This is a genomic window from Enterococcus sp. AZ063 (assembly GCF_051715045.1).
GTDB lineage: Bacteria > Bacillota > Bacilli > Lactobacillales > Enterococcaceae > Enterococcus_D > Enterococcus_D casseliflavus.
Map to the genome: position 1 here is coordinate 3,045,835 of NZ_JBIOTA010000001.1, position 22,893 is coordinate 3,068,727.

Sequence of the window (22,893 nt, forward strand, 5' to 3'; positions counted from 1 at the left end):
TGAGATGACTCAAGCGCATAAACAAGTCTAACATCGAAGAATATTTCATAGGTAAAGAATTCATTACAGATGATTACGAAAACGACAGTTGCCTTACGTTTCGTAAGAATTTGAGAATCCTATCATATCAAGCTTTATTCTGCTGTAATTTTTAACATTACAGTTATTTTGTTTTCAGGTAAACCAGTTAACCTTAGAAAACCTTTCCTATATTACAAAAAACCCTCTTTTTACACAGGATTGTAACAAAAGAAGGAACGAGACAAGGTCTCATTCCTCATTTACTTTCTATTTTTTCTTCACTGGGATCAATTTATTCATGACGATCGCCGCAATTGCACTTAAAGCAATCGGTGAATCTAATAAATATTGTAAGAATTGAGGCGCAGATTCTTTGATTTCTGCTGGCATAAACAACAAGCCGATGGCAATAATCAACGGTACCCCGATAATATACAACTCCCGCTCGGAAAACTCTTCATTCTTAATGACCCGAAAGCCGCTCAACAAAATAATGACGCAGACGACTGCGAACACGCCGCCGATGACAGCAGAAGGTACTGCGTGAATCAAGGCTGAAAGTTTTCCCATGAAGGACAATAGGATAAACCAGACGGACGCCATCACAAAGACTTTTTTACTAGCAACCCCTGTGATCGAAATGATCCCTGCATTGGTAGAATAACCAGTTACAGGTGTCGTTCCAACTAAGGCGGCAACCAAGCAGCCTAACCCTTCACCGATCACGCCTTTATTGATCTGTTCATCTGTAACAGGTTCTTCTGTCACGGAACTGACCGCATACCAAGTACCTGTTGTTTCTGCTAGGAGCACCATATAGATCACTAGCATCGTTAAGATCGCTGAAACATCAAAGTGCAGGCCATAGTTTAGAAATACCAGTTTTGGCAGACTAAAGAAAGAAGCATCCGCCACCGACTGAAAATCAACGCCCCCCATAAAGGAAGCAATCACGGTACCGATAACCAAAGCAATAATGACCGAACTGATTCGGAAGTATTTTCCCATTCCCGGAAAATAATCGCCTAACATGGAAAACAAAATCAAAATCGCCGCAGTAATCGCAGCCAACAACATGTTTTGATTGGCACTTAGTGTTTCAGTGGCAGGATAGATATTGCTGGTAAAGGCCGTTGGCAGCAATGTCAACCCAACGATCATAATGATCGTTCCACTGACGATCGTAGGAATAAAATGACGAACGATATACTTATAAATGCCCGTAAAACCTAGTAAAATGACTGCTGCGGCACCAACAATGCTGGCACCTAACACCGTGTCCATGCCGTTGGCACCAAAATAAATACCGATGATCGCTCCAACGGGTACAAAGGATGGTCCTTGACATACGGGTAATTTCAAGAAAAAGAGGACTTGGATCAAAGAAGCGATCCCTGCTCCTAAAAAGGTCGATTGGATCAAACCTGATGCGTCTGAAGAGGACATCGCCACCGCGGTTGCGATAATAAATGGCGGCACATACACGTCCATTGCCAACACATGCTGTAATCCTAAAAGTACTGCTTGACCAAAGGGAATGTCTTCGTTCATTCCGATCGTTAAATGTTTGTTTTTCGTTGATTCCACTGTCTCATTCTCCTCATTTTTCGTGTACTTTTTTTCCTTGGACCCAGACTTGGCGAATATTTTGCATCGTTGCTAAGTACAGGATTTTTTGTAATCTTGCTTCGGGTGAAGTAAACACACCGAAGTCAGGCAAAGGATTTTCTTTTTGTCGCGTATCGATCACTTGCACATCAAACGCATACCCTTCTTTGATGACACCTACTGGTAATTTTAGTGCCTCACCGCCGCCTTTTGTCGCCAATGAGAACGCATCGATCACGGATATACGAGAATCAGCTACTCCTCGTGTGTTTTGAGGAAGCGTGACATCCACGCCATCTTCTAACATTCTCGAAGACATCACAGCTTGTTTGATGTTGTCATACAAACTCGGTGAAAAACCGCCGGAGATATCCGTTCCTAAACCAATCGTGACCCCTTGTTCTTTCAAGCGCTTGATTGGGATCACGCCATTGGCAAAGTAGGCATTTGAGATGGGACAGTGCGCAACTGCGGCGCCGGTTTCGACAAAACGGGCGCCGTCAGCTGGGCTGATGAAATTGCCATGAGCCATCACTGCTTTTTCACGCAACAAGCCAAAATCTTGCAGCACTTCGGTATCCGTTTTACCAAATCGTTCTTGAACAAAGTCATGTTCCCATTGCCCTTCACTGCAGTGGGTCTGAACATGAACATCATATTTTTCAGCCAATGCGCCTAACCCTGCCAAGCCTTCATCGGTACAGCTGGGGACAAATCGCGGAGTGACCACAGGATAAACGCCTTGTGGTGCGGTCTTTGCGATTGCTTGTACTTCTTGAATAAAACGTTCTGTATCCGCTAATGCCTCTTCTGTTGACGCGTCTCGATAAAAAGCAGGATTGGCTTGGGGATCGTCCATAACGACTTTTCCGACTAATCCCCGTTGACCAAGAGTGGCACAAGTCTTCGCCAATTGAAGACTCGCTTCTAGATGGATCGTTGCAAAATAAAGAACCGTTGTCGTTCCTCTTGCCAATAGCTGTGCTACCAAATCTTGATAGACAGCTTTGGCAAATGCTGGATCGGCATATTTTGCCTCCAGCGGAAACGTGCATTCATCTAACCAGACATTTAACGGTTCATCTAACGCGATCCCTGCTTGCGGCCATTGTGGGGCGTGGACATGCAGATCGACAAACCCTGGTAAAAAGCACTGGCCTTCGGATAAAGCCTGAAGATTCTCTGATGCTTTTGCCAGCTCTACCTCATACCCTTGATCTGTTTTGGCAGTAACTTTCGTGATGATCCCTGCGTCATCGACTTGAATCAATGCATCTTCTATATAGTCTAGTTTTCCATCAGTTGGTGTATGGAAAACATCTCCTTTAAAATAGCGAATGGTTGCCATTTGTTTGATTTCCCCCGTTCTCTAAGACATTGTCAGGAAAAAGCCGTTCATTTAATGTTCCTTTTTCACTAACACGATGTTCTTATTTTAACGCTATTCGAAAATAGTGCAATAAAATTCACTATCATAAAGGAAGATAAAACGATAAATGTTCGGTTTTTATGCGATTTCAAAAAAAAGACACCGTCTAGAAATAAGACAGTGTCTGCTTTTTGAGAATATTCGCTTGGTTTATCTATAACTAAGGCGTTACCTAAACTAGACTAACGGTCAGGTTTTTTCCAAGGGCAGAAGCAAGTTTGGATAACGTTTCGAAACTTGTATTACCCCCTCTCTCAATACGTGCAATGGTTGACTGAGGAACAGCGGCGAGCTCTGCAAGTTCTCTTTGTGTGAGTCCTGCACTTTCTCGCGCTTTCATCAATGCTACAGCACTAGCAAGTTTCGCTTTTTCAGCTTCATATTCAGCTTTGAATTCAGTGTCTTTCATTTTTTCTTTTAAAAAATCATTGAATTTAACTGTTGGCATCTTTGATCTCCGCCTCTTTTTTCTAGTTGATACAAAACTACTTAACATTCTCTTTGTCGATTACACCGAATCAACTCCAAATCATTTCTCCATTATTTTTCTTTACGATTCCTACGAAATACCACCAATCCACCTACTAGCAAACACAGTACTCCTGCAATCGAGCCCCATTTTGCTGGCTCTAAAAAGCTTTGGATCCTTGAGGTCTGATTCGTTGCCGTCGTTCCTGATAGCTGAAACAAGAAAGCCAGCGGCTGATGTTCAAAACGAAGAATGACAAACAGGAGTGTCATCAAAAGAAATTGATGTACCAGACTCCCTTTGCTTTGTGTGGCATACTTGGCTAAACTCTGCTGCTCAATTGCTTCGGGTTTTGCCGCCAAATACTGTTTCGTGAGCCATTGATTCAATCCCGCATTAAAGAAACTAATGACAAATAAACTTATTGGGATCAAAAGATCGCTGCTAAATAGAAGAACACCAACCATCAATCCAAGCAAATACGCCGGTACTAACTGTTTTTCTAGCAAGCGTGCGAGTTTTCCCCCGAGAAACATTGCGCCAAAAAGGCCCAGTGCATAAGGCAAGTAAACGTGAGTACTGAGCGCTTGGGCCCCAAATCGACCGGTAACATAGACCGAGCCGAAAAGAAAAAGAAAGTTACCGATCACTCCCCGAATAAAGGTGAGGATGTTCAAGTGAAGCGGCTGTCTCCACGACTTACTGCGTTTCGTTAAAGTGATCAGCAGCAAAGCAAAGAGAAACAAGAAACCAGTGATTGCCCACTCAAAGAGGGCATTCGACTTGATCAGCCTGGCTGCTCGCAAGCCAAACAGTAAGAGAAAGAAAAAGAAATACAACAAAAATTGCTTGTTGAATAACTGGTTGCGCTGCATCAACGGTCTTTTTGGGAGGTTGTTGAAGGTTTGACTACTCTTAGCTGCCAGCACAAAGAGTGCAAAATAACTGCCAAATAGGCCAATGCCTTGAAGGTCATCAGGCAACCGTAAGGCAAACAGTAAAACCACAAGAAAGAACAGCGCCTCCTTCCAATCATTTTTCAGCGGCTGTTCAGTGAGCTTGGCTTTTTGGCGTACCATCAGATCAGCTGGCGGCAACCAAGAAGCACTGATCCCCAACAAACCAGCAGCTGGCAAGAGTGCCACACTCCACCAAGTGCTCAAGATACCTACCAATGCGCCGGCGCCGCCGATCAAGACACTGGCTGCTAACAATGATGGTGCGAAAAGCGCCGTAAGCGTCTGTAAGAAAAAGACCCCTGTCATGCGAAAGGTATAAAAGAGCGCAAAGGCTAATGCTGCACTTAGCGACTGCTCTTTGCTCAAAGATAAAAAATAAAGATACGGAATGATCGTGATCGTATTGCTGATAATCAAAAGTGCGGTATGGGATTTTAAAACTTTCATCGTCCGACTCCTTGCCTTGATTTAAAGTTCCATCTTTCTTCTATCCTACACCTTCAAGCAATCCTGTCAACGTGCGTACCAAATTTAAGCAAAAAGAAACCAAGTGTTTTGTCAAAGGACTGACACTTCGTTTCTTTTTCTTATTGCGATTTTCGGTTAGGAGCCAGTAGACTGAATCGTTTGCTTAATTGCCTGAATTTCTTCATACAACCCTTGAAACTCTTTTGCAAGCTCACTCATGATATCTGCGCTCATCAAAAGATCTTCCGCATGACTTAATAGTAAGGACATCCAGACTTTTTCCCCTTGGGCTTCTTGTTGGACTAACTTCCGATGTGCCAAATGGGCTTCATGATAGTGTTCTTTTCCTTTTTCGATTGCTTGCAGTGCAGCCAGATTCTGGGCTTCTCTTCCTTTTTGAATACTTTCAAAAAAGCAACTTCTTGCCATACCCGCTTGCGAGATAATCTGAAAACAAATTTGTTCTTTTTCTTCCATTCTACTCTCCTATTAATTCAAGTGCTTGTTCCAATGCTTTTTTTCCATCCATCATGCCATAGGTGCGCATGTCGATACTGGCTGCTGGACAAGCAACTAAGCCTTGGACTTCATTTAATCGGTAAGAAACTTGCGGTCCTAACAGTACGCAATCAGCATCTTTTGCTGCAGTCGTTACTGATTCAATGGAGAACGCATCGATCGCCACCGTTTCTCCTTTTTCTTGCGCTGCTTTTTTCATATTATTTACTAAGACACCAGTAGACATGCCGCCAGCGCAAACTAATACTATTTTTTTCATCATTGTTCCTCCATTTTCTCGTTATTTGTTACTCAACGACTGTCGCTTGGGTTTGCAGATTCTTTTCTTCAGCTAGTGCTGCTTTGTCTTGCAGACGCATAAAAGGGATATAGATGATGATACATAAGACAAATTGAATCAATTGTGCAATGATCCCTTGCCAGCCATTCACTAAGAAGCCACCGAAAATAATCGGAAATCCAGTTGGGATATTGACTCCATTATGATAAGGCAAAAAGCCGACAATCGTTAAGAGATATGCTGACAACACGGAAACAGCCGGTGTTAACATCAAGGGAAGCAGCATTCTGATATTCATCACTTGAGGAATCCCAAATTTGATTGGCTCAGAAATACCAAACATGGAAGGGATCAAACCAATTTTACCAACAGCTTTTAGCTGCTCTGATTTGCAGCCAAAAATAGCCAGTAAAGCGACTGCAAATGAACGAGCCCCGCGATTGTTCAAAATAAAACCAATCGTAAACAAATGTGGTAATGCTTGACCGGCACTGTACGCCGCCAGATTATCAAGTCCTGGTTGGTAAAAGACCAGCATCAAAATCGGATAAACAGCCAACACTCCGTGAATGCCAAAGAACCAAAGAAATTCGATAAACGCCACAATGATCATGCAGGCAAGAATATTCGCTCCTAGCAAGGTCAGTGGAGCTTGTACCCAAGTATAGATCATATCTGTCAGCGTGCCATAAGGGGTTGCCGCCATGCCCACGTAGATGATGCCCATAATGGCTGAAACAATAATTGCTGGCACGATCGCTGCAAAGGATTTGTTGACGATCGGCGGTACCGAATCCGGCATTTTGATCATCAAATTCTTCTGTACACATAAAATGTAAATTCTGGCACCCAACAATCCACCAAACATGGCGACAAACATCCCACCGGAGCCAAGGGTCGACAACTCCATCGTACGAGTTTCTTCTAAAGTCGAAATCGGACTCAAAATCAAAAATGAGACCAAACTCATGATACCGGCATTTAGTTGATCCGCATTTAAATGCTCGGCTAATTTGTAGCCAACTAGAAAGGCGACATAAACGGAAACGACATCGATCGTCATCGCGTTAACTTGGGTTAATAATGCTTTCAAACCAATTTGTTCCATTATCTGTTGCGTTGCCCCAATGTCGATCGCATTGATCAAGGAAGCAATGGAACTGATCATCATGACGGGCATTAAGCCCATCATTGCATTGGCAATGGCTTTCATATAAATATTGTTTTGTACTTGAACGGCTGCAGCTAGTATTTTATCTTTCAGTGTATTCATAAGGTCCTCCTTCACTTAATCCCGCAAGTATTTATCTTTAAGCAGCTGGATTTTCTGCTGTGAAAAACCCAGTTCTTCTTTTACATACGTCTCAATCCCCCCATGAGCCTCAATCAAATCCAAAGCGGTTTGTAAAAAACACCGATCAGCTTCTTTGAAGTATCGCATTGCTGCCACAAAATCGGGGTTGTTCGTTTCTTCTTGTATCTGCTTGAGACTCTTGGTATTTTTCTCCCTTTTGTACTCGTTGGTCAGCAGGTAATCTTCCATGACCTCTTCATAACTGACACCCAACAGTAACTGAATCAGGGCAACCCCATAACCGGTGCGGTCTTTGCCACCACGGCAGTGCTGAACCACTGCACCTTCAGCTTCCAAATGAATGTCCAATACTTCTTTATAAACGTTCTTGCATTGACTGTTTTCAACAAATTCATAATTTTGCCGAATCATCAATTCTTTTGCAACTTCGGTGGTGATTTCTTCTGCAGAAAGCGCCATTGGCTCCCCTTCTTCTGAAGAAGCTAAAGCAGCAATATCAGCAATCGGTGTCAAATAAAGCACCTGAGCATTCCCAATGGGTTTGTCTTCATTGTCTACTCTTTCTTGGGCATTACGGTAGTCAATAATTTTCTCGATTCCCAGAGCTGCTAATTTTTTCTGATCGGCTTCTGTCAATTTGCTCAATTCGTCTGAGCGGTATAGTTTTCCAGTCACCACATATTTTCCCTCTTTGGTCCGATAGCCGCCAAAATCGCGAAAATTATATGCACCTTCTAAGGTTACTTTTTCATTTGTCATATACTACTCCTTTAAATAATTAATGAACGTCATAAAGTCCGTTGTTGCAGCTAGTTTGTTAACTTTATCCAACGAAGAACATTGTTTGATCAAATGATCATTCAGCGGTTTCACTTTTAAGTGATCTTGTTCAGCAATCACTAATAAGAAAACGAGACGAACCGACTGTTTGTACCAGAACACTGGCTTTTTCAAGTTTGCAACAGCAATCACCGTTTCTGAACCAATCAGTGCATTGGGATGAGGGAAAGCGACCGACGGTAAGAAATCGGTTCCAAAAAAGGCTTCTCGTTCAAAAACTAATGTTTCAAAATTCTCAGGCATTGAATACTGTTCTTTGATTTGTTGGCATAAAAAATGCAATACCGCTTCTTTTGTTTCAAATTCTTGTTCACAGATGAATAATGATTCCTTAAAGTAGTTCAAAAGCACTTCTTCTGTGAAGACAGCGGCCAATGCGGCTTCGATCTTTTTGATCATATCCGGTTGCATAAAATAATCAACATTCATAACAGGAATCGTTCCTTCGTAAGGAAGCGGAATCGAAGAAAAGATGAAATCGAACTCCTGCTCTTCGATCATTTGCAAAAATTCATATTGATTGCATACCGTGACTTTCTTGATATAATTGCGAAAATAAAACTCAAATTTCTCTTTAAGGAAGGTATTGGCCGCTCGACCTAGGTCATTGACCACTAAAATATACTTGCGCTGTGTTTGCGAATTTTTCTTATTTAAAGCCACATCAAAGTGCATCGCCAAATAGCTGAGTTCATGATCACTGATGGTCTTTTCAAATTGCTTTGCAATGACTTGACCGGCAATGATGGCTAAATCATAAGCGACATTACAGTGTACCTTCACCTCATTCAACAAAGGATTTTTCAGCTCGATCCCCAATTCGATCCGATCGATCAGCGGAGCAAAGTGCAACATCAACATCGTTTGCAGATCCAAGTCTTTGCTGAAATCGATTTGGCGGCTTTCCTTGATCGCTTTTAAAATTTTGCTGACCAATTCTGCTGCTTCATCTGAAACAGTCATCTTTTCATTTCTAGGGACTACTCGTTTGCCAACGATTTGCCCTAAAACATAATTTCGCTCGTATTCGGTAAAGTGTACAGCACATTCTTTTTCAATTCTGGCTATGATTCGCTCTCCTAGTAACGTCTGTTCATCATTGGTCCTGCCGCTGATTGGCAGATTTCGATCCAAGTAGCGGCCGCTTTGCATGCGTAAGACAGCGATCGCTAAATGATTCACCAGATTGTTCAAAATAGCCTCCGACATGGGGTAGGCTTTTTGCGAAAACTCCGACGAAACGATCGCTTTTATCTGCTGGTGAAGAAGCGACGGTGTATCTTCGCTGATTGTGCCCTCTTCTAACTGCTTGATATGGGTTCTTTGCAAATAATTACTAGCCATAAATCGTCTCAAGTCAAATTCGCTGCCGCTAAGTTTCATTCCGTAATACGGCTTCGTTTGAATGGAGAGCTGGTAATGGCTTAGTATCCGTCGCAGCTTTTTCAATTCTTGAGATAGCTTACTCTGAGAAATGAATAAGCGTTCGCAAAGCATTTCGGATTTAATATACGTTTCTTCTTGAATAAAGAATTCAATAATTCTAGAAACAAAGTCGTCATTGTGGGACGCTTGTTCTTTCCTTCGCTGAAAAGCTTCTTCGTTCGTTATTTGTAAATACAACCCACTCCCTTTTTTCGCTTGAATCATACAACCGTATCGTTCTTGATGCTGGTTGATTTCTTCTGCATAACGGCGAACGGTTTTCCTGCTAACACCCAACTCGGCAGCAGCCGCTTTACTCGTCATAAAACCGTCATGCTCCGAAAGTGTTCTTAACAACAATAGGCTTAATTTTTCCATCTCTCTCTCCCTCGCTTACTAGTTTAGAGTCAAACCCAAGCAACCTCCATAGGTATATCTTCCCTTTCATTAAGGGAAATTTCTACAAGAAGTTTTATGAAATAAGTCAAAAAAAAGAACGCCGCAAGCGAAAATCCTTGCGGCGGTTCTGGTTCTATCCGATTGATCAGTCTTCTTGCGGATAGGCATCGATAGTCGTGGTGTGTTGCTGAATCCAAAGTCCATGCCCCTCTTTGACAATACGCAACTTGCTGTCAGGCAGCAACCGGCATTCGATTTCTCCCCCTTGAAGCTTCACTCTGATTGCTTCTTGCTGATAAGTGATCGTGAAGGTCAGTGATTCGATTTTCTGTGGCAAATGATTCGCCAAGTGAAGTCCGCGATCATAGGTCAGACCAGCAAAACCATAAATCAAACTCAACCAGCTGCCGCCCATATTGGCAGCATGAACACCGTCTACAACATTCTTTTGCAAATCATTGAGATCCATCAGTGCGGTATCCATGAAGTAGCGATACGCTTTTTCAGTGTCGCCGATTCGGCTAGCCATCACACTAAAGATGGAACGAGACAACGAGGAGTCATGGGTCGTCACCTGCTCGTAATAGTCATAGTCTCTTGTTAATTGATCTGCTGAAAATTCATGGGTAAACAGCATCTCTGCTAAAACAGTATCTGCTTGCTTGCATACTTGATACTTATAAATGATCATTGGATGATAGTGAAGCAGAAGCGGATAATTCTCAGCAGGTGTTTCCTCAAATGGCCACAGCGCTTGATCTAAGAAGGAATCATCTTGTTTCGTTAGCTGCCGCTCTTCATCGTAACCGAAGTACATCAAGTCAGCCGCTTTTTCCCAATCGGCAATCAATTCTTGATAGACATGGTATCGTTTGGCCAATTCGACCGCATAGCGTAAGTTATTTTGTACCATTTTGTTTGTATAAAAATTGTTGTTTACCAAAGCGCTGTATTCGTCTGGTCCTGTCACTCCATGAATACAAAACCGCTCTTGTCCTTCTTTTACAGCAAACGTGCCATAATGAAACCAGAATTTCGCTGTTTCAAAAACGACTTCTTTACCAATTTCTTCAATAAAGGGTTGATCACCCGTGATACGTTCATATAATTGAAAGCCATAAACGATATCGGCATTGATATGCAGTTGTGCTGTACCTGCTGGATAATAGGCACTCGTTTCATTACCGTCAATCGTACGCCAAGCAAACAATGCCCCAGCTTGATTCAATTCTTTTGCTCGTTTTTTGGCTTGCGGCAAAATACTTGCACGATAGGAAAGCAAGCTTTTGGCTATCTCGGGGTTCGTATAAATGAAGAAAGGCAGTAGATACATTTCTGTATCCCAAAAATAATGTCCTTCATATCCTTCACCCGTCAGCCCTTTTGCGGCGAAATTCGTTTTCCCATCACGCCCTGCACCTTGGTTCAAATGAAACAAATTGAAACGGATCCCTTTTTGCAAATAGTCATCCCCCACGATTTGAATATCGCTGGCTTGCCAGAAAGATCGATAGTAATCCGCTTGTTCTTTTAATAAGACAGAAAACTCATCGACTCTCTGCTGAAATGGTGTCTCCCCAACCCTTTGCAGCAATTTGACCTGAAAAATCGAAGTTGACGGTTCACCAACTGTCAAATACTGCTTTTCTTGATGCAGCTGAATAGCGATTTGCTTTTGACTATTTGGTGCTGTCCATACTTGGTATGCGCCCAGTTGTTCTTTTTCCAATTGATGATTCTTACTGGCAACTCGAGGATCATCTGTTTTATTGACAGAGAATTGCTGATTTAATGTGTGGGATAGTTCGATCGGTTCTGAAAAATCGGCTGTTATCACTTCATAGCGGCAAACATAGAGTTCACTACGCGTCATTGACGCAAACGAAGTTAACCCCAACTCAAAAGACTTTCCGGTCGGAGTAGTGATCCGATAACTTTCCGTCAGAATCCCGTCAGCTAATGCAAGACTCATTTGCGTTCGTTCGACTTGCCATTCCTCAACCGAAGAATCCTCCTCGCCGATTTTCAAAATAACTCCACGCAAGTTTGGCAATTTGCAAATCGTTTGATGTTCTTTTGCATACCCATAAGCCCATTCGCCATACTGAATCGGCTCGCTGTCAAAAAAGCCGTTGACAAACGCCCCAGGATTTCCTGGATACAGTTGATTGACCTTCAAAGGATGCCCTGCACGGACGCCGATTTGCCCATTTCCTAAAGCGAACAATGTTTCTAGATACTCCATTTTCTGATGGGACAGCTCATCAGCTGTCAATAGAAAGTCGTTTTTCTTCATCCTTTATCCTCCAAGTCTTTTGGTTTATTCCTCGTTATCTTCACTTAGTTTCTATCCTACACTTCTAGCCAATGATTGCAAGGCTCAGCTCTTAGTCCTTTTGCCACAAGCATCTCTTTAGAGCCGAGCAGCGAATGTATGATACCATGAAGCAAACACGAAAGAAGGCGATTTCTTGGATTTATGGCTTACAAATGTTCAACTTGAGACGAGTTATTTAAAAGAAGGCGACTGGTCTTATGGAACCAAAACAGAAAATACAGCAATTGGGATCAATGATGGAAAAATAGCGGAGATCGTGCCGATGACTGAATGGCAGGCATCAAGTGAGGCGACGATCATTGATGGGGAAAATCAGTTATTGTTGCCAGGATTGATCGAAAAACATTGTCATTTGGACAAAAGTAAATTAGGTACTTCTTGGCGTCCAGTAACGCCGGCAGCTAGCTTGGTGGAACGATTTGAAACTGAGATTCCTCAATTAGATGCCTTACCACTATCGATCAAAGAACGCGGACAAGCGCTGATTGATTTAGAACTACCTCACGGTGCGGTGATGTTCCGCTCACATATCGATATTGAACCAATGACTCAGCTGCGCTATTTTGATGCGATTACCGAATTAGTCGCCGAACAACCTTTTGGCTCGGAGTTGGTCTTATTCCCACAACATGGCTTATTGCGCTCAAATGCAGCTTCTTTGATTGAAGAAGCCTTAGCAACGGGCAAAGCTTCTTATATTGGCGGTGTTGATCCTTATACACTCGATCAAGATTATAAAACTTCCTTACGGACAACTTTTGAACTTGCTCAAAAAGGGCATGTCGGTATTGACCTCCATCTTCATGATCGGCAAGAAGCTGGCAGAGCGACCGTCAAAGAAATGATTCGTTTGACAAAGGAATTCAATATGCAAGGAAAAGTAGCGATCAGTCACGCCTTTGGTCTAAATGACTTTGAAGGCGCAGAACGCAAAGAAGTCTTTCAAGCGTTAGCAGATTTAGAGATCCACATCATTTCAAGTATTCCCATCAGCCTAAGAACGATCCCGCCACTGAAGGAATTGCAAAGCTATGGCGTGGCTGTTCATATCGGTTGCGACAATGTCTATGATTCTTGGTCTTCTCTTGGCGACGGTTCTTTACAAGAAAAGCTGGCGCGCTATTTAGAGATTTTTGCTGTCAAAAGTCAGGAAGACTTGACGCAAGCCCTAGGTCTGGTTACTGATGGCAAAGTGCCATTAGATAAAAACGGTGCGCAGCAATGGCCTAAGGTTGGTGATTCGGCTGATTTCTTGCTGACACCAGCTGCTTGTACGGCAGAATTTGTCGCCCGCAAAGGCTTCGTCAGCAAAAGTTTTTATCAAGGAACGGTTGTCTTTTCAGCTGAATAAACTATCTGATAACAACGAAAAGAAAAGCCATTGTCTGAACTCAGCAGACAATGGCTTATTTCTTTCGATCATTAAACGTTTCTCAAAAATTCCATTTTACCCAATCAGCAAATAATTCTGGCCAACGGACAACCGACGCTTCGATCCCGTGTTGATCGCTGTTGGCGGTTTCTGGCGTTCCTAAACTTAACCCGTGACCGCCCCGAGGGAAAATGTGTAGCTCATAAGGTATATTAAATTTGCGCAGCTGTTCAGCAAAAAGGAGGCTGTTTTCCGCCAAGACTAATCCATCTTCTAACGTATGCCAAAGAAACGTTGGTGGTGTCTGTTCATTGACTAAAGTCTCTAAAGACAAGGCGGCTTTTTCTGTTTCGTAACGATCTGCTAATAATGAACGGAAGGAATCTTGGTGCCCAAGTTCTCCACTAGATAATACTGGGTAGCTCAACAGTAACCCGTTAGGCCGCCATTCTTCATTGGTTCCTTGTAAAGCCTCTGCTAGAAAAGGTTGCTGCCAAGACACACCCAAGTTAGCAGCTAAATGGCCACCAGCTGAAAAACCAGCAACGATGATTTTTTCAGGATCGACGTGCCAGGTGTCATGATTGGTGCGGACAAGACGAACGGCAGCAGCCAATTCCTTTAAGGCTAACGGATAGACAGCCGGTTTGATACTATAATGCAACACAAAGGCTTGGAAACCAAAGCTCATCATTTTGATGGCGATAGGTTCCGCTTCTCGATCCGACAACATTTCATAGCCGCCGCCAGGACAGATGATGACCGCTGGTCGGACACGATCTGGTTCCATTTCAGGAGAATTTTCGATGACATAGGTAGTTAAACTTGCTTGGCTTTCTGGTAAAAGTGCAGATCTTTTTTCATGTATCACGGGTTGCGCCTCATTTCATTGTAATTTTATAGACAATTGGTTGGTCGGTTTCAATTGGTTCAAAAGTTAGTTGCAAGCCTTCATTGGTCACTTGCCAATCAACAGGCTGTTCTTCGTATCCTAGAATCGTGACGGTTTTGATGATGCCGTGAAATTCTGGCAAATTTTGGTCTTTGGATTGTGCCAGTGCTTGGATCCTTGCGTAGCCATTCTCAGGACTTGCCATGCCAATCGCATACAACGAATCCCCCTGAACCGTAAAGCGGAAATCCTGGCTCGTGTATGTCGTCGCCTGTGCTTCTTGAAATTGGCCCGAAACTACGGTCGTGGGCCCTTCCCCTGCTTTGCGCCATGGTTTCGCTTCATAAATGGCTTCACCATTTACATCCAGCCACGCACCGATTTCTTTTAAGATCGCTTGATCTTTTTCTGGGATCGAACCATCCCCTTTCGGCCCGATATTCAAAAGGAGATTGCCGTTTTTACTGACGACTTCGATCAAATCCTGTAAAATCTCACGTGTTGTTTTATAATCCAATGTCGTGGTATAGCACCATGAATTACGAGCGATTGCTGTGTCTGTTTGCCAGTAAAAAGGTTGTGGTTCGGCAAATTTCCCCCGTTCAATCTCCACGATACCGCTACCAAACATCATGGCATCGTGCTTGTAGCAAATACCAACTTGTTTGCCCCATTCAGCCCCACGATTGTAATAGTAAGCAGCAAAAACTTGCAAATGCTCCTTGAAGGCTTCATGTTGGATCCACCAATCAAAATACAGCAGCTCTGGTTGATAGTTGTCGACGAGTTCACAGGTTCTAAGCAGCCAATCATCTAAAAATTCTTTTGACGGGTATGGCTCGCTAAAGAGACTTTCATGGTCTGGCTCTCGCATCGCTGGCCAGTAAAAGTCGCCTTTTGCCAACGGTTCCTTGATATCACTGTCAAAATCCTTACCGTGTCCCATAAAAAACCAATGTTCAGCACGATGAGATGAGGTACAAAAATGCAGGCCTTGCTCCTCTGCTGCTTCTTTTAGTTCCCCAAGAATATCTTTTTTCGGCCCCATAACTGACGCATTCCATTCAGACAGTTCGCTTTTATACATCTGAAACCCGTCGTGATGTTCTGCAACGGGAAAAAGATAGTTGGCACCGGCTTGTTTGATCAAGCGAATCCATTCATTTGCATCAAATTTATCTGCGGTAAACATCGGAATAAAGTCTTTGTAGCCAAAGTTTTTTTGTGGACCATAGGTTTCAATATGGTGATCGTATTCTGGATGACCTTTGATGTACATATTTCTTGAATACCATTCATTGTGAAAGGCTGGAACACTGTACAGTCCCCAATGAATGAAGACCCCAAATTTTGCTTTGCGGAACCATTCCGGTAGAACAAAAGCGCCCAATGACTGCCAATTTGGAAAAAAGGGGCCTTGATGCGCGACTTGGTGGATCGTTTCTACTGTGATCATGGTCTTTCCTCCAAAATACCGACTGTTTCCAGCCATGTTTTTGCAATCAACACATGTCCTGCAGTCGACGGATGCACACGATCACTGCTTAAGACATAGGATGACTGATAAAGCAAAAAATCATCAAACTTTTCCTGCGTATCTCCTAAAAGGATACCATACTCTTGCGCTACTTTAGCAAGCACGTGTTGGTAGTTGGTAAGCATTTCTCTTAGTGGATCTTCTTTGTTGGCTTCAACCATAAACGGGCTCAAAAGAATCATCCCTTTGACATTTGGCAAGGTCTGCTCGATCAAATCACGCAGCTCTGATTCAAATCTCTCGATCCCCACTAGTTCCGTTTGAGCAAAGGTTCCATCAAAATGCCGCCACACATCATTCACACCGATCATGATCGTTACCCAATCTGGATGAAATGCCAACACATCATCCTTCCAGCGCTTCTTCAAATCGACAACCGTATCCCCACTGACACCCCGGTTGACGATCATTAATTCCATTTGCGGGAGTAATGCTGTGGTATAGGCGTTGATCAGATGAACATAGCCGTCCCCCCATGAAGACCAACCTGCGGGTATCGCTTGATAATTTCGATTGCTATCTGTGATCGAATCCCCCATAAAAAGCAAACGATCTTTTTTATCCACTATCATTGTTTTCCTCCTTAAAGAAAGAAGACTGATCCGCTGGTGCTGGATCAATCTTCTTAAGTGATTGCTTATCCAAAGGCTGTATACTCACTTTTGCCAAGGAACCGTTGGCAAATTACTCGAGCGATTCTTTGTTTTTGATTAGTCCCCAAATTCTTTCGCTACTTCTACCCGTTTTTCGTTTTGATCTTTCGCATTATTCATGTCAAATTCTAGCACTGTTTGATAGCCTAATCCGTCTGCTGTTTCTTGCATTTCTTTTAGCAATTGGTCAAATTCTGCTTCATCTTTGGCAAAAACCATTCGCCAAGAGTACTCGATGATTGTCGCTTTGGCTTGGTTCCGCAACGTAGAGATCTCTGAACTATCTTCGGGCGCTACATAGCTGGCACCAGGGGCAACTAACAATTGGTCGTTCTCCTCTAAATAGCCAATGGTCGATTCTGCACCACCCATATTTTTTGACCAATCTTCTTTTACAGGATCGGTTGTTTCATTTTGATAGCTTTCCCACATCGTATAAGCATATGGGAAGCCGGTATCAGGATTGATATCGATCGGTAATACCGTATTGACGTTTAGCGCGGATACACCATCTTTGTAACTTCCGCCACCATATTCTTCTGGCACATCCCCATCGCCATCTAGCAACGCTTGTTTCCCAAACTCAGTTAAGACAGGCTCGCCATCTTTCATTTCCCAAGTTAAGCCTTCAGGGCCACTACTACCGCTTGTTTGAGAAGAATTTGCTAACACGCCTTCTGAAGAGTAGAGCCAGTCAATAAAGGCTGCGATTCGTTCTGGGTCTTCGGCATTTGAACCGATCCCGATAAATTGTTTGCCACCGTAAACTTCCGCACCATAAGAGAAGATTTTTTGGTCTTGAATCGGTGCCAACATAAAGCCTTTTCCTTCATTCAAGTTCGTAGTCGTATTAAAAGCCGCTTGACCTAACCAAGGCCACCATGAGAATAAGACTTGTCCTTCTTGGAATTTGGCAAAAAGTGTATCGTAATTTTGCGTCGTTGATTCTGGATCCACTAAGCCCATTTGATTGGCTTGGAAATAAAACTTAAGTGCACGAATATATTCAGAATCACTATCGAGAATGCTTTGATAATCAGAACCATCCGCTTTTGCCAAGACAAATCCTGATTCATCGTACCCATAGTAGGTGACCAGCTGTTTGCCTGCATTCATCATGTTGCCGTCCCAATCGCTGAATAGAGAAAACCCATAAACTTTTTTCCCAGAATCTGTTGTTGGATTGTCTTCTTGCATTTTTTGAATCACAGGAAGCAGGTCTTCCAATGTACCGATTTCTGGATATCCTTGCTCCCCATAAAGATCCCAACGCACATAAGCACCAAATGTAGGATCTAATCCTTCTGAAGGATCGGTGGCTTTTAATGTAGAAACGGAAGTTGGAAAGCCATATAGACCATCGGCATCTTTGTTTAGATTTTGAACAGCCGCATCGAAGCGCTGAACATTTTCCATAGTTTCATAATACTCGCTCGCATCGGTCAACAAACCAGCTTCAACCAATTCGTTGTATTGTTGGCCATTATCAACAATGATCAAATCGCCCAAATCACCTGCTGCCGTCCTTGTTTGATAAAGAGTGTCTCCGTTTCCAGCAACGTTTGGTGCGATGATGTTCAATTCCATATTGAATTTATCCCGCACGATTTTGGCAAACCAACCTTCTTGCATCCCCATATAGTTGGCTAGCCCATTATAGACATCGATCGTGATCGTTTCATCGTAGCCACTTTCGCTGGAAGCAGCGTCTGTGTCAGAGTCAGCCGCTCCTCCACAGCCGGCTAAACTACCTAGCAATGTCATGCCTAACAAACCTGTTGTTACATATTTCGACATTTTTTTCATTTTCTTCCCTCTTTCTTTTTATTAACCTTTCACCGCACCCAACATAATTCCTTTGACAAAATACTTCTGGAATAGCGGATAAATGAACATGATTGGTAAAACAACAATGACTGAAACGGTCATGCGGATCGACGTCGGCGTCTGCGTTGTTGCTGCTGAAGCGATGCTGGAAAGTGATCCCGAGGTATTTTTGACCATTTGTGCCAACGAATTGGCTTGATTGATATACGTATAAAGAAGGTATTGCAAGGAGTAGAGACTTTGATCCGTAATGTAAATCAGTGTATCCTGGAAGGAATTCCATTGACCCACTGCCGAGAAAATCGCTACTGTTGCTAAAATCGGTGTACAGTTGGGTAAAATTACCCGAAAGAATACTTGAATGATGCCAGCTCCATCCATTTCAGCTGCTTCTTGCAATGATTTGGGGATCGACTCAATATAGGTTTTCACCAAGATGATATTAAAGGGCTGAACGACAGCCGGCAAAATATAGACCCAAAAGTTATTCGTTAAACCTAATGTCTTCATCGTGATGAATAATGGAATCAACCCTGCATTGAAATACATTGTAATCACGACAAAGCGATACCAAAATTTTCGTTTCCACATTTTTTCTTGGGTAAACATGAAGCCTAAGAAGGCTGAAGCTAAGACAGTCGCGGCGGTACCAATCACCGTTCTAGCCACCGAAACCGTTGCGGCTAGAGGCAATCCTTTTAGCTGTAACACTTGACTATAGTTTTCAAAATGGATCTCTTGTGGAAAAAAGCGAATTTGGCCTAACGCACTCAACTCATTATTACTGATTGAATTAATGATCAAGTAATAAAAGGGATACGCGCAAATCAACGTAATCAAAAAGAAAAAGGTATAATTGAGGATACTAAACGTCAGGTTTTCACGTTTGCGTACTTTTTTCGCCTTTTTCTTTTCACTAATCGATAGTTCCATTGATATCCTCCTCTTCTAAATAATGGATGTCCCCCGAATTTTTTTCGAAGCAATATTGACGATGGCTAACAAGGCAACAGAAATGACACTTTTTAGCATACTGATCGCGGTCGCTAGCGATAGACTATTTCCGCCCATCCCTAAATTGTAGACATACAAATCGAGGACTTGGATCGTGTTTCGATTGAATGCGTTTTGGAAGACAAAGTACTGATCCATTCCGTTGTTCAGCAAGTTGGCGATAGACAGCATCAACATCACAAGGAACGTCGGCATCAAGGCAGGTAGTGTGATATGACGCATCAGGTGGAAACGATTCGCCCCATCGATTCGTGCCGATTCATACAATTCGGGGTCAATTCCTGAAATGCCTGCAAGATACATGATGGCACCCCAGCCCAAGCCTTTCCAAATATTCCAAAGACACATCATCAGCCACGTATGATTGCCGCTATCCAAAAATTTGACTGGATCGGTAACGAAGCCCCATTCTTGCAGCAACGTGTTTACCAGCCCTGTTGAAGAAAACAAGCTAAAGGCAATCGTATACACCAAAACCCAACTGATAAAATTCGGTAGCGTGGTCAGCGTTTGGACCAAATTTTTAAACCATTTGCACTTGATTTCGTTCAGTAAAATGGCGAAGCCTACTGGTAGGATCGAAGTGGCGATCCCTAAAAAACTCATGGCAAAGGTGTTTTTCATTACTTGTACGATCTGATCCACTTGTGTTGGACTAGAGACAAGAAGTCGAAACCATTTGAAGCCTACGAACTCGCTGCGCGCTAAACCTAATGCTGGTTTGTAATCATAAAGTGAATAAATCCATCCGTGCAAAGGAAAATAAGAGAACAAAAACACGAGAATCAGAAAGGGAACGATACATAAAAACAAAATCTTCCCTTCTCGTGTCACCCGCTTATTTTTTCTTGGGACACTGCTTAGTTTACTTTCCATTTTCCTCCCCCTTTTTTGTAACCGCTTTTACATTTTTAATACTAGCACCTGAATGCTTATTTGCCACCTGTGAAAAATAGAGGTCAATCCGTACATTTTAGACTTCATTTTTCTTTTATTTATAAAGAACGTTGATCTATCAATGTTTTCGCTAGAAACCGCTCGAATGGCAAGGCTTTCAAAATTTGTTTTTTGCGAGTACTATAGGAATATATCAATTTTGGAGGGATATAAATGAAGTACAATCCTGATGGTCAACTGTACAAAATAACCACCGTTTTTTCACAATTCACATTGTTAAATTTACTATATATCATTAGCTGTTTGCCAATTATTACGATTGGTGCTGCGACAGCTGCCCTTTATGAAGTGACGATTCGTTATGCGGATGAGGAGCGTGGTGAATTGATTGTAGGCTATGTGCGAGCGCTACGTGCAAACTTTATGAAATCCACCGGTAGTTTTCTCCTTCTTGGGCTCCCCATGGTAGCACTACTGTATAGTAGCTTGTTTTGGTTTTCCTCAAAAACCATTCTTGCCAGTATTTTTGCTTTCGTTCTAATTGTTACAGCTATTTATCTGTTTATTGTGTTAGTCTATTGCCTTGCCTTAATTGGACGTTATGAAAACAGCTTTAGGCAAACACTAAAAAATGCGTTTCTGTTACCGATCGCGGACCCTATCCGTTCGTTAGCCCTCGCACTTATTCCTATCGCTGCGTTTTGTTTTGTTATTTTATTTCCGTTGTTTAAATTTCTCTTGTTGATTTTTGGCTTTTCTTTTGTTATTTATTGTAGTTCGTTCCTGTTGCTTTCTATCTTTCGTAATCAACAAGCATGAAAAGAATCAGTCATCTCTCACTTTTTCGTCGTCTGAGTCAGTTTTCCATTCGGCGACAATTGTTCATTCTTTATCTACCTGTTGTTTTTTTATCCACAGTGACTATAGGTCTCTTATTGGTCTACGATTCAACCAAACAGCTGACAGGCAATTACCAACACTTGGCAGAGTTGAATGCTCAGCGTGTCAAATCTGTTCTTTTTGATACAACAAACACGCTGACAAACACGGCGAGTTCCTTATCAAACGATACCCATCTACGTCAACTTTTAACTGCCAATTACCTTGACGACCAAGAAGCGATTGTGGACATCAATAGCTATGATCAACTAGATGAGATCAGAAATCTTCAAACCTCGATTGCGAAATTAACTATCTATACGACGAATCAAACCATTCCGAACTATAAATATTTTCAACAGGCAGATGACACGATTCAAGCGACCGCCTGGTACCAACGAGCTCTCAAGCAACCCGATGCTTTTTTGATGACGATGCCAGAGGATTACAAAGCAAATCGTTTGAGTCTTTATAAGACGTTGCCTTTGCCTTTATCAAAAGAAACAGCCGTTTTGGAGATCCAAGTCGATTACAATTATCTCAGTAACCGACTTCGTAATTCATCCTATGAATTGGAATTACAGTTAAATGATGATGTCATCTTTTATAGTGACAAAATCAATCAAGTTGGGGAACCGGGACAGCTGACAGCTCTTTCTGAGCCGCAAACGAGTGCTGCCTTTTTAAAAAATGATGGTACCAAGGTGATGCTCACCAAAAGCACCTTACCCATGAGTAACAAAGAAGATATCATCACGATTTATAGTGCGGATACAAATGCCTATCGTAATCTACGCGCCAATCTGATCCGTTGGAGCACGATCGTTTTGGTGATTTTGATCACTACTTTCATCATCGTCTTTCTCTTTGCTCGATTCTTTACCAAACGAATTTCTCAACTGCAGCAGGCGGTCTACTTTGCCTCGATCGAGGATTATGATTTCTTTCAAAATATTAGCGGCGAAGACGAGATTTCACAGATTTCTCTTGATTTCCATAAGATCATTCAACGAATCAAGAAAAAAGAAGAAGAGATCTACCGTTCGCGTCTGGCACAGCAAGAGCTATTGACTCAGCAGCAGCAAATGGAATTTAATATCTTAGCGGGGCAGATCAATCCCCACTTTTTGTTCAATACGTTAGAAACGATTCGCATGATGGCGATGACTTCTGGCAATTCTGACGTCGTTTATGCCATCAAGTTACTGGCAAAATCGATGCGCTATACGCTAGAAGCCCACGGAACCAAGCGAACGAGTTTAGAAGAGTCCTTAGACGCGGTTCACGTGTATGTCAAGATCCAGCGGATGCGCTTTGGCGATCGAGTCAACTTTTCCTATTCAGTCTCCAATGAGATCGACCAAAAAGAAGTCCAAATATTGCCCCTCCTGATTCAACCATTGGTGGAAAATGCCATCTCCCATGGCTTGGAAGGCATCACCTATCCAGGGTTTGTCCGTTTGACGATCACCAAAGACGGCCATGATCTGGTGATCGTGGTACAAGACAACGGCAGCGGGATACCGCCAGAAAAACTCGAACACTTGCAGCAAAAAATCAAGACGCCCTCCACCCATGCCAAAAAGAACATTGGACTAGCCAACGTCAATCATCGGGTCAAAATGTTTTATGGACCTGAATACGGCTTGACGATCGAGAGTGTGCTGGGCAGCGGCACACAAGTCACCTTGCGGATCCACGATCTAAGCCAAGATTCATTTTCTCCTCACTAAAACAGTAAAGCCCCCCTTC

General features: G+C 42.6%; 19 protein-coding genes. 3 read left to right on the forward strand and 16 right to left on the reverse strand.

The features are described from left to right. Nucleotides 1–288 precede the first annotated feature (288 nt). The 10 genes from IGK61_RS14345 to IGK61_RS14390 all read right to left on the reverse strand — a co-directional run bounded on the left by IGK61_RS14345 (nucleotide 289) and on the right by IGK61_RS14390 (nucleotide 12,028). Nucleotides 289–1,572: a uracil-xanthine permease family protein gene (locus IGK61_RS14345; RefSeq protein ID WP_016612741.1), complete on the reverse strand. Its 1,284-nt coding sequence runs from the start codon at nucleotides 1,570–1,572 to the stop codon at nucleotides 289–291. A 49-nt stretch (nucleotides 1,573–1,621) separates the two neighbouring features. Further along, nucleotides 1,622–2,977, reverse strand: coding sequence for a guanine deaminase (gene guaD, locus IGK61_RS14350; RefSeq protein WP_074535444.1), 1,356 nt, complete (start codon nucleotides 2,975–2,977; stop codon nucleotides 1,622–1,624). Nucleotides 2,978–3,230: 253 nt separating this feature from the next. Beyond that, nucleotides 3,231–3,506 carry a helix-turn-helix domain-containing protein gene (locus IGK61_RS14355; protein ID WP_074535443.1) on the reverse strand — a complete coding sequence of 92 codons (276 nt, stop codon included), beginning with the start codon at nucleotides 3,504–3,506 and terminating at the stop codon, nucleotides 3,231–3,233. A 92-nt stretch (nucleotides 3,507–3,598) separates the two neighbouring features. Further along, nucleotides 3,599–4,933, reverse strand: coding sequence for a hypothetical protein (locus tag IGK61_RS14360; RefSeq protein ID WP_074535442.1), 1,335 nt, complete (start codon nucleotides 4,931–4,933; stop codon nucleotides 3,599–3,601). A 156-nt stretch (nucleotides 4,934–5,089) separates the two neighbouring features. Next, the gene (locus tag IGK61_RS14365) at nucleotides 5,090–5,431 is read right to left on the reverse strand and encodes a PTS lactose/cellobiose transporter subunit IIA (RefSeq protein ID WP_010749921.1); all 342 of its coding nucleotides are present in this window, start codon (nucleotides 5,429–5,431) and stop codon (nucleotides 5,090–5,092) included. Nucleotide 5,432: 1 nt separating this feature from the next. Continuing rightward, on the reverse strand, nucleotides 5,433–5,732 hold the full coding sequence (locus tag IGK61_RS14370; protein ID WP_010749922.1) for a PTS sugar transporter subunit IIB: 300 nt from the start codon (nucleotides 5,730–5,732) through the stop codon (nucleotides 5,433–5,435). Nucleotides 5,733–5,760: 28 nt separating this feature from the next. Beyond that, entirely contained in the window at nucleotides 5,761–7,026 is a 1,266-nt protein-coding gene (locus tag IGK61_RS14375) for a PTS sugar transporter subunit IIC (protein WP_074535441.1), read from the reverse strand. Nucleotides 7,027–7,041: 15 nt separating this feature from the next. After that, entirely contained in the window at nucleotides 7,042–7,827 is a 786-nt protein-coding gene (locus IGK61_RS14380; RefSeq protein ID WP_074535440.1) for a tyrosine-protein phosphatase, read from the reverse strand. A gap of 3 nt (nucleotides 7,828–7,830) precedes the next feature. Beyond that, a complete protein-coding gene (locus IGK61_RS14385; protein WP_074535439.1) occupies nucleotides 7,831–9,711 on the reverse strand; it encodes a BglG family transcription antiterminator in 1,881 nt (626 codons plus the stop codon). A gap of 166 nt (nucleotides 9,712–9,877) precedes the next feature. Further along, on the reverse strand, nucleotides 9,878–12,028 hold the full coding sequence (locus IGK61_RS14390; protein ID WP_167826910.1) for a glycoside hydrolase family 65 protein: 2,151 nt from the start codon (nucleotides 12,026–12,028) through the stop codon (nucleotides 9,878–9,880). Between the two features lie 175 nt (nucleotides 12,029–12,203). Between IGK61_RS14390 and IGK61_RS14395 the strand changes: the two genes are divergently transcribed. After that, nucleotides 12,204–13,421 carry an amidohydrolase family protein gene (locus IGK61_RS14395; RefSeq protein ID WP_438844955.1) on the forward strand — a complete coding sequence of 406 codons (1,218 nt, stop codon included), beginning with the start codon at nucleotides 12,204–12,206 and terminating at the stop codon, nucleotides 13,419–13,421. Nucleotides 13,422–13,503: 82 nt separating this feature from the next. On the opposite strand, the gene IGK61_RS14400 is transcribed toward IGK61_RS14395, so the two are convergent. The 6 genes from IGK61_RS14400 to IGK61_RS14425 form a co-directional block, all read right to left on the reverse strand. Further along, a complete protein-coding gene (locus IGK61_RS14400) occupies nucleotides 13,504–14,313 on the reverse strand; it encodes an alpha/beta hydrolase (RefSeq protein WP_074535436.1) in 810 nt (269 codons plus the stop codon). A gap of 10 nt (nucleotides 14,314–14,323) precedes the next feature. Further along, nucleotides 14,324–15,790, reverse strand: coding sequence for an alpha-L-fucosidase (locus IGK61_RS14405; RefSeq protein ID WP_074535435.1), 1,467 nt, complete (start codon nucleotides 15,788–15,790; stop codon nucleotides 14,324–14,326). Next, nucleotides 15,787–16,443 carry an SGNH/GDSL hydrolase family protein gene (locus tag IGK61_RS14410; RefSeq protein WP_074535434.1) on the reverse strand — a complete coding sequence of 219 codons (657 nt, stop codon included), beginning with the start codon at nucleotides 16,441–16,443 and terminating at the stop codon, nucleotides 15,787–15,789. The genes IGK61_RS14405 and IGK61_RS14410 overlap by 4 nt, the downstream gene beginning before the upstream one ends. A 138-nt stretch (nucleotides 16,444–16,581) precedes the next feature. Then, nucleotides 16,582–18,330 carry an ABC transporter solute-binding protein gene (locus IGK61_RS14415; protein ID WP_016612762.1) on the reverse strand — a complete coding sequence of 583 codons (1,749 nt, stop codon included), beginning with the start codon at nucleotides 18,328–18,330 and terminating at the stop codon, nucleotides 16,582–16,584. Nucleotides 18,331–18,351: 21 nt separating this feature from the next. Beyond that, nucleotides 18,352–19,284 carry a carbohydrate ABC transporter permease gene (locus tag IGK61_RS14420; RefSeq protein WP_005228460.1) on the reverse strand — a complete coding sequence of 311 codons (933 nt, stop codon included), beginning with the start codon at nucleotides 19,282–19,284 and terminating at the stop codon, nucleotides 18,352–18,354. Nucleotides 19,285–19,299: 15 nt separating this feature from the next. Next, nucleotides 19,300–20,241, reverse strand: coding sequence for an ABC transporter permease (locus IGK61_RS14425; RefSeq protein WP_005228459.1), 942 nt, complete (start codon nucleotides 20,239–20,241; stop codon nucleotides 19,300–19,302). Nucleotides 20,242–20,475: 234 nt separating this feature from the next. Here IGK61_RS14425 and IGK61_RS14430 point away from each other — a divergent pair, with 234 nt between their 5' ends. Together IGK61_RS14430 and IGK61_RS14435 are read left to right on the forward strand one after the other, a co-directional pair. Continuing rightward, the gene (locus tag IGK61_RS14430; protein ID WP_060791434.1) at nucleotides 20,476–21,081 is read left to right on the forward strand and encodes a YesL family protein; all 606 of its coding nucleotides are present in this window, start codon (nucleotides 20,476–20,478) and stop codon (nucleotides 21,079–21,081) included. Beyond that, nucleotides 21,078–22,874 carry a sensor histidine kinase gene (locus tag IGK61_RS14435; RefSeq protein ID WP_060791435.1) on the forward strand — a complete coding sequence of 599 codons (1,797 nt, stop codon included), beginning with the start codon at nucleotides 21,078–21,080 and terminating at the stop codon, nucleotides 22,872–22,874. Before IGK61_RS14430 ends, IGK61_RS14435 begins: the two co-directional genes overlap by 4 nt. Nucleotides 22,875–22,893: the final 19 nt, after the last annotated feature.